Source organism: Microbispora sp. H10670 (genome assembly GCF_014161385.1).
Lineage (GTDB): Bacteria > Actinomycetota > Actinomycetes > Streptosporangiales > Streptosporangiaceae > Microbispora > Microbispora triticiradicis.
Map to the genome: position 1 here is coordinate 29087 of NZ_JABBWW010000031.1, position 14317 is coordinate 43403.

A 14317-nucleotide genomic window follows, 5' to 3' on the forward strand; every position below is an offset into this window, starting at 1 on the left:
CGGCCGCCGGGAGAACGTTCGCTTGGAGAACGTGGTGAGCCGCCGCCCCGGGAGCACCCGGGGCGGCGGCTGCGGCGTCACCGGACACCGGTGAGCGCGTCGGTGCGATGGCACGCCACCCAGGACCGGGGCGACCCGTAGTCCGGCAGGCGCAGCCGGGGCCGGTGCCTCTTCGGCCCGGCGACCGGCCCGGGTTCTGCGCCGTCCGCACGGTCCGCCGCGACCGCGTACAGGGCGCACACCAGCGCGCAGATCTCCTCCTCGGTGGGATTTCCCGCGACCACCCGCAGTTCGGCGCCCATCACATCGGGGGGTTTCCGTGCTTGCGCCGCGGCCCCGACGCCTGCTTGGCCCGCAGCAGGCCGAGCGCCCTGGTCAGGGTGGCCCTGGTCTCGCTCGGGTCGATGACGTCGTCGACCAGCCCGCGCTCGGCGGCGTAGTAGGGGTGCATGAGCTGCCTGCGATATTCCTCCACCCGCTGGGCGTGCGCCTCGACCGGGTCCGGCGCGGCGGCGATCTCCCGGCGGAAGATGACGTTGGCCGCGCCCTCCGCGCCCATGACCGCGATCTCGTTGGTCGGCCAGGCGAAGGACAGGTCCGCGCCGATCGACCTGGAGTCCATCACGATGTACGCGCCGCCGTACGCCTTGCGCAGCACCATCGAGATGCGCGGCACGGTCGCGGCGCAGTACGCGTAGAGGAGCTTGGCGCCGTGCCTGATGATGCCGCCGTGCTCCTGGTCGGTCCCGGGCAGGAAGCCCGGCACGTCGACCAGGCTGACCAGCGGGATGTTGAAGGCGTCGCACATCTGGATGAAGCGCGCGCCCTTCTCCGAGGCCTTGATGTCCAGCACCCCGGCCAGGTGGGCGGGCTGGTTGGCGATGATGCCGGTGACGTGGCCGTCGAACCTGGCCAGCCCGCAGATGAGGTTCTGCGCCCAGCCCGCGTGGAACTCGAAGAACTCCCCGTCGTCGACGATCTCCTCGATCACCGCCGACATGTCGTAGGAGATCGCCGGATCAGCCGGCACCAGGTCGAGCAGGGCGTCGTTGCGCCGGTTCGCCGGGTCGGTGCAGGTGATGGACGGCGGCAGTTCCTGGTTGTTGGCGGGCAGCAGGGACAGCAGATAGCGGACTTCCTCAAGACAGGACACCTCGTCCGGGCAGACGAACCCCGCCACGCCGGAGAGTGTGCCGTGCACCCGCGCACCACCGAGGTCGTCGGCGCTGATCTCCTCACCGGTCACCGCCTTCACGACGTCCGGGCCCGTGATGAACATCTGGGCCGTGTTCTGCACCATGAACACGAAATCGGAGAGAGCCGGCGAGTACGCCGCTCCCCCCGCGCACGGGCCGAGCATGACGTTGATCTGCGGAATCACCCCCGACATCCGCACATTGCGCCGGAAAATACCGCCATAACCGGCAAGCGCGGTCACACCTTCCTGGATCCGGGCCCCGGCGCCGTCGTTCAAACCGATCAGCGGCACCCCGGCGGCCTCGGCCAGATCCATCACCTTGTGGATCTTCTCGGCGTGCGCCTCACCGAGCGCGCCGCCGAACATCCGGAAGTCGTGGGCGAAGACCATGACCTCGCGGCCGTAGACCTTGCCCCACCCCGCCACCACGCCGTCGGTGTACGGCCTGCGGTGCTCCAGCCCGAAACCGGTGGCCCGGTGCTGCCGGAACGCCTCCACCTCCACGAAGGACCCGCTGTCGAGGAGCACGTCCAGGCGCTCCCGCACGGTGAGCTTGCCCTTGGCGTGCTGGCGCGCGGTCGCCTCCTCACTCGGGCCTGAATGGATGCTCTCCTTGAGCACCTGCAAATCCGCCAGCCGTTCCCGCATCGATTCCTTCGGCAGGTCGCTGACCCGCGTCACCACGGTCCCCATATGTATTCCTCCTGACGGCACAACCGGGTGCCCTCAGGGTAAGGGGGCCGATCAACGCCACGACACCCCTAAAAAGGACGGCGACCGCGCCGATAAAACGCGTCCCGAATAGAACCGGAAAACGGTCCGGATATCAGTGTTCCGGTCCGGCGGTGGCCGGCCCCCTACGGGCCGGCCACCGGGGGACCACGATCGACTCAGCCGACGGCGGCCCCGCCGAACTCGAGGACCGCGGGCAGGTCGGCCCGGCTGCTGATGTCGAGCTTGCGGTAGATCCGGGTGAGGTGCTGCTCCACCGTGCTCACCGTGAGGTAGAGCTCACCGGCGATCTCCCGGTTGGTGTGCCCGGCGGCGGCCAGCACCGCGACCCGGCGCTCGGCCTCGCTCAGCAGCGCCGCGCTGCCCCCGCTCAGAGCCGGGGAGGCCTGCTTGCCGGTCTCGGCCGCCGCCTGCGCGCCGCCGATCTCGGCGCCGCACTCCTTCATCAGGGCCCGCGCCCGAATCATGATCATGCCGACTCTCCGGTGCTCGCCCAGGCCGCGGTAGGCCTCCGCCAGGTCGAAGAGCGAGCGGGCCTGCTCGTAGCGGTCGCCGCCGTTCTGCAGCATGTCGGCGGACTTGCGCAGGAGCATCGGCCGGTGCCGCAGCTCGCTGGTGGCCGCCAGCAGGCGGATCGTCATGCCGAGCTCCCGCGGCGTGCGGGAGTTGCAGCGGGACAACTGGTCCTCGATCAGGCGGGAGGCCTGCTCGGAACGGCCCATCTGCAGGCAGGCCTCGGCGGCGCCGGCCCGCCACGGCAGCAGGCCCGGCACGTCCAGGCCCCACCTGCCGGTCAGCTCGCCGCAGAGCTGGAAGTCCCGCAGGGCCAGCGCTGCCTGCCCGACCGCCAGGCTGTAGCGGCCCCTGGCGTACAGGTAGTGCAGGCCGTACCGGCTCTCGAACATGGCGTCCAGCACGGGCCGGTCGAGGATGTCGTGCACGTCGTCGAACCGGCCCATCGCGGTCAGCGCGATCACCAGGCTGCCGAGCGGGCTGCCCACCGTGACACCCCAGCTCGTGATGGGCATGATCTCCAACGCCGCCCGCGCGTACTGCTCGGCGCTGACCATGTCGCCCTGCCGTACGGCCATCTCGGCGCGGATGGCCGAGAGCCTGGCCTGGCGGCTCGGGGCGCGCCGGGAGGACGCCTCGACGCTGAACAGGTCGCAGAGCGGCGCGGCCTTCTCCGCCTGCCCGCCGTAGGTGAGCGCGAGCAGCGCGCACTCCACGGTGTCCATCGACATCTCGTCCAGGCGCGCGAGCCGCAGGATGCGCTCGACGGCGATCAGGGCGCCCTCGTGCGGGCCGTTGACGAGCACCTGCGCGAGCGCGGTCGCCGTCTCCAGACGGCGCCCCGCGGCCACCGACACCAGGGCGGTTCCGGTGTCCGCGCGCGGCTCGCCGAGCTTGGACGCGAAGGCGGGATGGGTGGCGCGCAGCCACGGGCGCGCGATGTTGAGCTCCATCACCGTCTCGGGGTCGCTCTCGTAGCCGGCCGTGGTCAGATGCTCGATCACGTCCTGCGCGTCGTCGTACCGGCCGTGCCAGAGCAGCGCGCGGGCCAGGACCACGCCGTCGCTGCCGCGCAGGTGACCGCGCTGCATCGCCTCGGTGAGATCGGCCAGGTGCCGGTCGGGCGCCTCGGGGTTGATGCGCCACTCGGCACGCACCAGCATCGTGGCGATCTTGAGGCGGCGCCGCTCGTCGGTGCACGCCTGCCACGCGAGGCGCAGGTAGTCCACGCCACGCTCGGTGCGGCCCTCGCGCAGCGCGTCCCTGGCCGCGTCCTCCAGCACCGGCACCACCCAGGGCGCGTCGATCGGTCCGGCCTGGACGAGGTGATCGGCGATCACCGACGTGGCCGCGCCGTCCGCGTGCGCCAGTTCGGCCGCGCGGCGGTGCAGGTCCCGGCGCTCGTCGAGGCCCACCTCGGCCAGCACGGCCGTACGGGCCGACTCGTGCCGGAACCGGCCCACGCTGAGCACGCCGCCGGCCGTCAGGGCGTTCATGGCCCTGCTGATCTGGGTGTGCCCCAGGCCGAGCAGCCGGTCGAGCGAGTCGGTGTCGCCGAGCACCGCCAGGCACCGGGCGATCCTGAGCAGTTCGGGCTCGCCCCGGTGCAGGCAGGTCAGCACGGCCTGGCCGTACCGCTCGCCGACCACCGGCTCGTCCGTCACCGGCTCGCCGTCCCTCTCCCCCGGCCCGCCGAGGTAGTCCTCGATGAGGGCGGCGGCCAGCAGCGGGTTGCCGGCGCTGAACGCGTACCAGTCCTCCGCGAAGCGGACCGCGACCTCCTCGCCCGCCCGCTCGCGCACGAGCGTGTGCACGCCCTGCCGGGACAGCGGGTTGAGCTGCACGACCCCGCAGTACGGCTGGCGCAGCAGGTCGGTCCAGAAGAAGGCGTCGGTGCTGCGCACGTAGTCGGAGTAACTGAAGATCACCATGATCCGGGCGAAGCGTACGCGCCGGGCGAGGTACGCCAGGCACAGCAACGACGGACGGTCGGCGTAGTGCACGTCGTCGACCACGATCACCAGGGGATAGCGCTCCGACAGCTCCAGCAGCACGGTGCACAGAGCGTGCGCGATCTGGGCGTCCACCTGGTCCAGGGTCTCGGAGGCGAGCCCGGAGCTCATCGCGGTCTGCTTGCCCTCCTCAAGCAGCGCGAGCGCGCGCACGCGCTCCTCCTCCACCAGCGGCGCCTCTTCGATGAGCTGCCCGAGCACGCCGAGCGGCAGGTCCTGCTCCATGCGGGACGCGGTCGCGGCGACGGGCAGGGCGCCCAGCTCCACGGCCTGCTCGGCGAACGCGTCGAGCAGTGCGCTCTTCCCGGTGGCGACGGTGCCGCTGAGCATCGCGACCTTGCCCTTGCCCGTCAGCGCGGCCGCCAGCATCTCCTGTAACGAGGTCAGTGCCTCGTCTCTCTCAATCAAGTTCATCATCAAGCGGGCCCCCTCCAGCTGAGCTTCCGTCCTTACGAATGGACGCTTGCCTGCTTGTTGGAGACGATGGTCTCGCCGGCCACTTTTGGATCGCTATCGCGCGCTTATCCCCACTCCCGTGTCCCCGCCATGACCTCGTGAGCTGGGAGTTCACCGGGATTTCGCGCACCGGGGACGGGCCGCACCGGGACACGCGACACCCGCCGCCCCGCCCGTGACAGGGCGGAGGCGGCGGGCGCGTCAGAACTTCAGCGGGCGGCCGGAGGGAGTACGCAGGTCGGGCGCCTCGTCCCTGGCCGTGGGGCGCCCCGAGGGCCGGCTCTTCTTCAGCTGCTTTCGCGTCATCGCGTCGTGCCCTTCCGTACGGGGCCCGTGGACGAGGGCCGGAGGTCGGTCGTGCGCGGTCACGCGGTGGTGGCCAGCCGCCGCCTGCGCGGGCGCCCGTGGGCCTCGCCCAGTTCGCGGTGGTTCCTGCCGGAGGGCTCGGCGAGCCGGGCGGCCCGGTGGACGACGGCCTGCACCGCGCGGAGCGCGGCGGTCTCGGCGTCCCGCTCGATCCCCACGCCCCAGTGCGTACGGCTTCCCAGGCGGCACTCGGCGTAGACCGCGACCCCCGCCGCGACGTCCTGTTCCCCCTGGCCGACGCCGGTCCGGTGGACGGCGCGGACCTCGATCCCCCACTCGGCGAGGCTCACCCGGAGCGCCTGCAGCGCGTCGGCGCGCTCCGCGCCGACCTCGAACCCGCCGCCGTCCACGTGCAGTTCGACGGCGAGCGGCTCCGGCCCGAAGACGGGCGGCCCGGGCGGGCACGTGTACTCGCTCTCGAACAGCTCCCGCACCCCGCTGGGGGTGATCTCCATGCCTTCGCTGTCGGCCCGCCGCTGCACCACCCGGGCGAAGTCGATCTGCAGGTCGCGCGGCAGGTGCCTGCCGTACCAGGTGCTCATGATGTAGGCGACGCCGCCCTTGCCGGACTGGCTGTTGATCCGCACCACGGCCTCGTAGGTCCGGCCCACGTCCGCGGGATCGACGGGCAGGTACGGCATGTCCCAGGGCATCTCGTCCATCGGGGCGCCGAGCGCGGCGGCCTCCCGCTCCAGCGCGTCGAAGCCCTTCTTGATGGCGTCCTGGTGGGAGCCGGAGAAGGAGGTGTAGACGAGGTCGCCCCCGTAGGGGTGGCGCGGGTGGACCGGAATGCCGTTGCACTCCTCCACGACGCGGCGGATCGCGTTGAGGTCGGAGAAGTCGATGCCCGGGTCGACGCCGTGGCTGAACAGGTTCATGCCGAGCGTGACCAGGTCCACGTTGCCCGCGCGCTCGCCGTTGCCGAACAGGCAGCCCTCGATGCGCTGCGCGCCGGCCATCATGGCCAGCTCCGCCGAGGCGACGCCGGTCCCCCGGTCGTTGTGCGGGTGGATGGACAGGCAGACGTGCTCCCGCCGGGACAGGTTGCGGTCGAGCCACTCGATCTGGTCGGCGAAGACGTTGGGCGTGCTCCGCTCGACGGTCGACGGGAAGTTCAGGATGATGTCCCGCCCGGGGCCGGGCTGCCAGACGTCCATGACCGCCTCGCAGACCTCGAGGGCGAAGTCCAGCTCGGTGTCGCTGAACAGCTCGGGAGAGTACTGGAAGCCCAGGTCGCAGTCGCTCAGCGTCTTGTCCGCGTACTTCATCATCAGGCGCGTGCCCTGGACGGCCAGGTCCTTGCACTCGTCCCTGGTCATCCCGAACACCAGCCGCCGGAACAACGGCGACGTCGCGTTGTACAGGTGGATGGTGGCGCGGGGAGCGCCTTCGAGGCTCTCCACGGTCCGCCGGATCAACTCGTCACGTGCCTGCACCAGGACGGAGACGCGGACGTCGTCGGGGATCAGGTCGCGCTCGATGAGCTCGCGCAGGAAGGCGTGGTCGTCCTCGCTCGCCACGGGGAAGCCGACCTCGATCTCCTTGTAGCCCATCCGGACCAGCAGATCGAACATGGCCATCTTGCGCGCCGGGCTCATCGGACTGGCCAGCGACTGGTTGCCGTCGCGAAGGTCGGTGGAAAGCCAGCGAGGCGCCCGCGTGATGACGTTGTCGGGCCAGCGGCGGCCGGGCAGCCGGACGGGTTCGGGTGCGCGGTAGCGCCGCAGCGCCTTGGTCATCCTCGTCAACGGAAGATCCCTTCTCTCTGGCTCAGGGTTAACCGTTCGAACCGAAATACGTCGAATAAGAATAAGGCGACAGGGTCACCTGGATCTGGAAAGAGGACACGTCACCGACGATGCGGAACATCACGGCGATCTCCGGATAGGCGGCGGTCATTCCGAGATTGACGAAGTAGTGGTCGCTGTCGAATATCATGCGGTAGAGCCCGCGCTCCAACTGGGCGGTGTCCCATCCCTTCACGACGCCCGCCCCGTCGGTCTCGGCGGTGGTCACATGCCACCAGATGCCGTCGACCTCGCGCTCCAGGCGCAAACGAACGCCGGCCGCGCCGCGGCCGAAAACGCTGTCCAACGCCTGCGCCGTAATGTTCATCTCTCCGCACACCTGTCTATCGGACCCCCGGGGACCGATCTCGATTCTCCAGTGACGTGTTCCGGGTCGCTTCCGCACAGCCTCGCAGCGCCGGCTATCGGTTCACCTTCGCCGCTCTATCGGGGACGCGGGGCCGCGAAGGGGCGCCGGACATCCGGGCCGAGGCCACCCGGACAAGGGTGCCTAGGGGTGTGAATGCGTCTGCCGATCCTCTTATAGTGATATCAGCGAAAGCGCAATTTTGAACGATTTGTGAGCCTCATGCGAGGTGACGCCACTGAGTGCGCGGTAACCGGCAGAAGCCGTGATTCCAGCGATGAGAGACGAACGAGTCGCACGTACGAAAATGGAGCCGTCGGGAATCGACCCGACGGCTCCATTCGTTTGCCCGGATCACTTGCGGGCGGGGGTTTCCACGTTCCGCGGAGAGGGCCCGGAGGCCGGACGGCCACGGGCCGGCCGGGCGGAACGCCGGCCGGGTGTCTGCGTCTTCTCCTCGTCCAGACGGCTCGCCACCACGCGGCGGGCGCCGGCCTCGTCGAAGCGGCCCGATTCGCGTTCCAGCAGACCGATACGGCGGATGGTGAGGGCCACGCCGTGGTCGTCACCGGTCTGCCGGAACAGCTCCAGCGCCGTGTCGAGGCTGCCGCGGGCGTCGGCGAAGCGCTGCTCCGCGGCCGACAGCAGGCCCGTGGAGTAGTGCATGGCCGCCTGTCCCCTGCGGTCTCCGGCCTGGCGGGCGGCCGCCATCGCCACGTTGTTCGTGTTGCGCCAGTCGTCCAGGTAGACCCTGGACTCGAAGAAGGGCGCGGCGCAGATGGCCAGGTCCCAGGACAGCTCGGCGAGACCGGCCTGGGCCGCCTGGCGGATCCCGGACACCAGGGTCAGCCGTTCGCGCTCGTACCACGGGAGCGGCTGCTGGACGAGCCGGCGGACCATCGTGTCGGGCAGCGGCCAGCGGGCGGCGCCGCTGTGGAGGCCCGCGTAGTCGTCGCCGTACTGCTCGCGGTGCGCGTCCCGGGCGAGGTGGAGCAGGCAGCTCAGCACCCTGGCCAGCGCGGCGCCGCGCTCGGCGGCCGGTTCCTCCGCGGCCAGGCGCTCCCTCGCGAAGACCCGGATGAGGTCGTGGAAACGGTACCGGCTGTGGGCGCCCCGACCGGTCCCGGTGATCTCGACGAGCTGGGCGTCGGCCAGGTCGTCCATCAGGTCCTGGGTTTCGTGCAGCGGCCGGTCCAGCAACGCGGCGCTGACCCACGAGGGGAACGGCTGGAAGTCGAGGATGGCGAGCCGGCGGAACAGCCTGCGGGCCGCCTCGCCGGTGCTCTCGTAGGCGACGGCGATGCTGGCCCTCATGCCCATCCCGCCGTGCCTGAGCTCGTCCAGCCGACGGGTCTCGTCCTGCAGCCGCCCCGCCAGCTGCTCGATGCTCCAGTGTGGATGGGCGGAAAGACGTGATCCGGCGATGCGCAACGCGAGCGGCAACTGGCCGCAGAGCTCGGCGAGGGCCTGTGCCGACGCCGGCTCCGACCGCACCCGGTCCTCTCCCGCGATGTGGGCCAGCAGCCGCATCGACTGGTCCGGGTCGAAGGTCTCCACCTCGACGTTACGCGCGCCGGGCAGGCCGGTCAGCCTGCTGCGGCTGGTGACGATGACCGAGCAGTCGGAGCTGCCCGGCAGCAACGGCACCACCTGGCTCTCGCCCGCCGCGTCGTCGAGCACCACCAGCGTCGTGCGGCCGGCCAGCAGGCCGCGGTACATCTCGGCCCGCTCGTCCAGCGTCTCCGGTACGGCGCCGCCCGGGACGCCGAGCGCCCGCAGGAACCGTCCCAGCACGTCGAACGGATGCACGGGGCGGGCCGTCCCGCCGTGGAGGGCGGCGAACAGCTGCCCGTCGGGGAACCGCTCCGCCACGGTGTGGGCGGTGTGGACGGCGAGGGTGCTCTTGCCGACGCCCGGCTTGCCGGTGATGACCGCGATCGGCACGGCGAACGGCGCCCGTTCTCCCGGGGCCGGCGTGATGAGGCGGCGTACGGCGTCGACCTCCGGGGCCCGGCCGGTGAAGTCGGCGATGCCGGCCGGCAGCATCCGCGGGGCGCCGGTACGAGGAGCCGTCACGGCGACGCCCGCCGCGGCCGCCGGCGCAGGCGCCGGCCGCCCCGTCTCGACGGAGACCCGGATCGCGTGTTCGAGCCGGCGCAGCCGCTCGTTCGGCTCGATCCCCAGCTCCTCGACGAGGATCCGCCTGCCCTCGCGGTAGACGTGCAGGGCCTCGGCCTCCCGTCCCGACTGGTAGAGAGCGGTCATCAGCTGGCCGCGCAGTTGCTCGCGCAGCGGATACCGCTCCACCAGTTCCGTCAGCTCGGCTATCACCTCCCGGTGCCGCCCCAGGGAGAGCTCCAGCTCGATGCACTTCTCGTGGGCGGTGATCCGGTCCTCGGTGAGGCGGCGGGCGGCCGCCCGGATCAGCCTGCTGTCCATCCCCTCCAGCGCGTGGCCGCGCCACAGGGCGAGCGCCTCGCGGTAGTGCCCGACGGCGGCCTCGGCCGCGCCGGCCGCGCCGGACCGCCGGGCCAGCAGGATCAGGTTCTGGAAGCGGTCGCAGTCGAGTTCGTCGTCGTCCCCGACCTCGATCGCGTACCCCTGGGAGTGAGTGGAGATCAGGTTGGGCCGGCCGTACTGGGCGAAGACCCGGCGCAGGGCCGAGATGCAGATCTGCACCTGTGAGCGGCAGGTCGTGGGCGGGTTGTCGTCGTAGACCGCCTCGATGAGCCTGCCGATGGACGTGCCCCGGCTGTGGTCCAGCAGGAGCACGGCGAGAGCCGTCTGCTGTCTCGTGCTGCCCAGGTCCACGCGATGCGCGCCGTCCACGACTTCCAGAGGCCCGAGAATGCGAAACTTCACCGCGTGACTCCTTGCACTTATCGGACCCGTCCCCCGGGCCCACAAGGATGATCGGTTTCACACGTTGATGGGGATGGACGAAAAGATTACCGTTGCGGACCGATCCTATGACCCAACCGATGGGGATTCCAACAGGTTGGCAGTCCCGGCAGCGGCCGGGTTAGGACATGCCGGCCCGATGCGTGGGCGTCGCCAGCACGACCCGCAGCCGCTCGGCCACCTCCGGACCCAGCTTCGCCGCGATGGTCAGGATGCGCGCGACGGCCTCCACGGCCGACGCGTCGTCGCCCCGCACCCGGTGCGCGTCCCGGAGCAGCTTGAGGACGTTGACCTCGTCCAGCGGCACACCCAGCGTGGCGAACAGGTCGAGTGCCTGCTCGGCGGCGGTCACCGCGCCGGCGGAGTCGCCCTCTGCCAGGGCGAGTTCGGCCAGCGCCGCCAGCACCCGGCCCCTGCTGAGCCGGTCGTCGGTGGTGGTGGCCAGCATCAGGGCGTGCCGCAGCGTGCCGCTCGCCTCGGCCCTGGCGCCGAGCCGCAGCTTCGCCAGGCCCGTGCAGATCAGGGCGTACGACTCGCCCATGGGGTCGCCGATCTTCTGGTAGACGGCGAGCGCCGCCTCCACGATCCTGAGCGCCTCCGCCGACCGGCCCAGCTCCAGGTAGGTGTAGCCCAGCCTGACCTGGATGTAGGCCTTCTGACGTCCGCTGACGCCGCCGGCCAGTTCCATCGCGTCCGACAGCAGGGCCTCGGCGCCCTCGGGGTCGGAGAACAACAGCCGGATCTGTGCGAGGTGGCAGAGCACGTTGCTCGTGTTGCTCGGCGTGCCGTGGCGCCGCGAGAGGTCGAGCGCCTGCCGGCACCGCTCGGCCGCGGCGTCCAGCTGTCCGGTGACCAGGTGGAGATAGCCGAGGTTGGCCAGCGCGGTGGCGAGGGAGCGCTGGTCGTCGAGCTCGGTGAACAGCTGGATCGCCGCCAGGTAGTCACGGCGCGCGTCGTCGAACCTGCGCTCGTTGGAGGCCAGCGCGCCGTTGACGTACAGCATGGCGGCCTGCCCGGCCGTGTCCCCCGCCTGCTGCACGGCGGCCATCGCGATCTGCTGCGCCTCGCGCCAGTCGTCGAGGTAGAACCGCGAGAGGAAGAAGGTGGCGGCGCCGAGCGCCAGCCCCCAGCAGACCTCCGTCAGACCGGCCTGCGCCGCCTGCCTGATGCCCGAGACGAGGATGGACCGTTCTCGTTCGAACCAGGCCAGCGGGTGCTCCACCAGCCGGTCGACCAGGACCTCGGGCAGCGACCACGCCGGGGGCGGGATCAGGAGGCGGTCCTCCAGCTCCTTCCGCCTGGCCGCGTCGACCAGGGTCAGCAGGCCGCCGAGCATCCGGCCCAGGGCCGCGCTGCGCTCGGCGATGGGTTCCTCGGCCGCCAGGCGCTCGCGGGCGAAGACCCTTATGAGGTCGTGGAAGCGGTAGTGGGCGTTGATGCCACGGCCGGTGCCGGTCGTCTCCAGCAACTGGGCGTCGGCGAGGTCGTCCAGCAGGTCCTGCGCCTCGGCGACGGGCCGGTCGAGCAGGGCCGCGCCGAGCCAGGCGGTGATGATGTCGCAGTCCAGGATGGCCAGGCGCCGGAACAGCCGCCTCGCGTCGCCGCTCACGCTCTCGTACGTCAGGGAGATGCTCGCCCTGATCCCCATCTCGCCGTGCTTGAGCTCGTCCAGCCGCCGGGTCTCGTCCCCCAGCCGCTCCACGAGCTGCTCGATGCTCCAGTGGGGGCGGGCGGCCAGCCGGGCGCCCGCGATGCGCAGGGCCAGCGGCAGGTGGCCGCAGAGCTCGGCCAGGGCCACCGCGAAGTCGGGCTCGGACTGCACCCGCTCGGCCCCCGCGATGCGGGAGAGCAGGTCCAGCGACTGCGCCGAGTCGAAGACGTCCACCTCGACGTGCACGGCGCCCGACAGCCCGGCCAGGCGGCTCCTGCTGCTGAGGACGACCGCCGCGTTGGGGCTGCCGGGGAGCAGGGGCAGCACCTGGCCTTCGGTGCCGACGTCGTCCAGGACGATCAGGACCTTCTTGTCGGCGAGCAGCATGCGGTAGAGCTCGGCCCGCTCCTCCAGCCCCTCCGGGACGGCGGAGCCCGTCACGCCGAGCGCCCGCAGGAATCGTTCCAGCACCCTGATGGCGGCGACCGACCGGGAGGAGCCGCCGTGGAGCTTGGCGTAGAGCTGGCCGTCCGGATAGTGCTCGACGACCCGGTGCGCCACGTGCACCGCCATCGTGCTCTTGCCGATGCCGGGCTTGCCGGCCAGCGCGACGATGGGCACGGCGTATCTGCCGGGACCGCCGCCGGAGCCCACCAGCCGCTCCAGGATCTCGTCCACGAGCTTGGACCGGCCGCTGAAGTCGGCGATGTCGGTCGGCAGCAGCCGGGGCACGGCGACCGGCGGAGAGGGCGGCGCAGGTGTGCTCACCCGCACGGCGGTCGCCGGCAGGTTCAGCCCGGGGTCCGAGGTGAGGATCGCGTGCTGGAGCCTCTGGAGCCGCTCGTGCGGCTCGATCCCCAACTCGTCGATCATGACGCGTCGCGCCTGGTTGTAAGCCTGCAGGGCCTCGGCCTGACGGCCGGAACGGTAGAGGGCCAGCATGAGCTGCCCCCGCAGCCGTTCGCGGAGCGGATACTGTGCCACCAGCGCGGTCAGCTCGCCCACCAGCTCGTGGTGGCGGCCGAGGTCGAACTCCAGGTCGACGCAGTCCTCGTTGGCCGCGATCCGGTCCTCGTCCAGGCGCATCGCGGCCGCCTGGACCACCCGGCTCTCGATGCCCTCCAGGGCCGGGCCCCGCCACAGGGCGAGTGCGTCGCGGTACCGGGCCACCGCCTCCTCGGCGCGGTTCGCCGTCCGGGCCTGCTTGGCCTGGCGCAGGAGGTGTTCGAACCGGCCCAGGTCGAACCCCTCGTCGGTGATGCGCACCGAATAGCCGTTCGACTGCGTCACGATGATGTCGGGCCTGCCGCAGTTGCCGAACAGGCGCCGCAGGGCCGAGACGCAGATCTGGATCTGGGCTTTGGCGGTCGGCGGAGGGGCGTCGTCGTAGATGGTCTCCGTGAGGCGGGAGACGGTGACAGTCCGGCCCGCCTCCAGGAGCAACGCGGCGAGGACGGTCTGTTGTCTGGCTCCCCCGAGCTCCAGCCTTCGGTCGGTGAGAACGACCTCAAGTGGGCCCAGGATCCGGAAGTCCACCCACATCTCCTGTTGGGCTGGCGTAGCTCCCCCATGCCGAAGGACCTGACGGAGAGATTAATCCATCCCAATCGTGTGTGCTACGTCCGAACCTCGACAGCTGAGCCGTTCTCGACGACTTTCAGTCACTGTGATGCCAGGTGTCCCGCAAAGTCTCTTTCCGGATGAAAGCAGTAATACAAACGTATAAGACATATGACGGGCTGACGACTCCCGCGCCCTCGGCGTGCGGCACGAGACCATGCTGTTCGTGTCCCCCCTGCCACACGCCGAGCGCCGTCGTCGTGACACCCGGCGAGCCCGCCCCCCTCGGCTGCTTCGACCGGGCACCACCCGTCATGGGCTGATTTCTCAGAGTGCGCGTACGTTTCGCCGACGATCCGTCCAGAGCGGCACACCGCGTCGGCCTCGACTTCCCCCAGATCGGGAAAGCCCCCCTACCCCCACCGATCCCGCTCCAATGTGAGCGCGACCGGGCACAGTCAGAATCACAGGATTCGATTTCCAGCCGGCAACAAGAGTTCACTCACTCTTAACGGGGCGCCCCGATCACGGAAAACCGCAGCAGAGCTTGGTGGCGGGCACCTCGTAGACCGGCTTGACGTCAACGACGGCACCGGCGGCGGCGCCTCCGCTGAGCGGGAAGGCGACGAACGCGAACGTGACGACCATGGCACCGACGATCCGGCCGAGACGCGACAGCAGGTGGTTCTTCATCTCTTACCTCACTTTGTGGCTGGGAACTCTGTCCGACGCCTTAAAGGTAGGAAAGGCCGCCATCCTTCCGTTATTGAATCG

Annotated in this window: 8 protein-coding genes; all 8 read right to left on the reverse strand. The window is 70.7% G+C overall.

The window, feature by feature from the left end; genetic code table 11:
• Positions 1–77 precede the first annotated feature (77 nt).
• Positions 78–302 carry an acyl-CoA carboxylase subunit epsilon gene (locus tag HHX33_RS30170; protein WP_117409931.1) on the reverse strand — a complete coding sequence of 75 codons (225 nt, stop codon included), beginning with the start codon at positions 300–302 and terminating at the stop codon, positions 78–80.
• Positions 302–1891 carry an acyl-CoA carboxylase subunit beta gene (locus HHX33_RS30175; RefSeq protein ID WP_220499464.1) on the reverse strand — a complete coding sequence of 530 codons (1590 nt, stop codon included), beginning with the start codon at positions 1889–1891 and terminating at the stop codon, positions 302–304. The genes HHX33_RS30170 and HHX33_RS30175 overlap by 1 nt, the downstream gene beginning before the upstream one ends.
• Before the next feature lie 197 nt (positions 1892–2088).
• Positions 2089–4872 carry a helix-turn-helix transcriptional regulator gene (locus tag HHX33_RS30180; protein ID WP_259403026.1) on the reverse strand — a complete coding sequence of 928 codons (2784 nt, stop codon included), beginning with the start codon at positions 4870–4872 and terminating at the stop codon, positions 2089–2091.
• Positions 4873–5276: 404 nt separating this feature from the next.
• Positions 5277–7016, reverse strand: coding sequence for a 2-isopropylmalate synthase (gene leuA, locus HHX33_RS30185; RefSeq protein ID WP_182877575.1), 1740 nt, complete (start codon positions 7014–7016; stop codon positions 5277–5279).
• A gap of 37 nt (positions 7017–7053) precedes the next feature.
• On the reverse strand, positions 7054–7392 hold the full coding sequence (locus HHX33_RS30190; protein ID WP_182877561.1) for a hydroxyisourate hydrolase: 339 nt from the start codon (positions 7390–7392) through the stop codon (positions 7054–7056).
• A gap of 393 nt (positions 7393–7785) precedes the next feature.
• The gene (locus HHX33_RS30195) at positions 7786–10293 is read right to left on the reverse strand and encodes an AfsR/SARP family transcriptional regulator (protein WP_182877562.1); all 2508 of its coding nucleotides are present in this window, start codon (positions 10291–10293) and stop codon (positions 7786–7788) included.
• A 160-nt stretch (positions 10294–10453) separates the two neighbouring features.
• Positions 10454–13519, reverse strand: coding sequence for an AfsR/SARP family transcriptional regulator (locus HHX33_RS30200; protein WP_182877563.1), 3066 nt, complete (start codon positions 13517–13519; stop codon positions 10454–10456).
• 549 nt (positions 13520–14068) lie between these two features.
• The gene (locus tag HHX33_RS30205; protein WP_165900889.1) at positions 14069–14236 is read right to left on the reverse strand and encodes a hypothetical protein; all 168 of its coding nucleotides are present in this window, start codon (positions 14234–14236) and stop codon (positions 14069–14071) included.
• Positions 14237–14317: the final 81 nt, after the last annotated feature.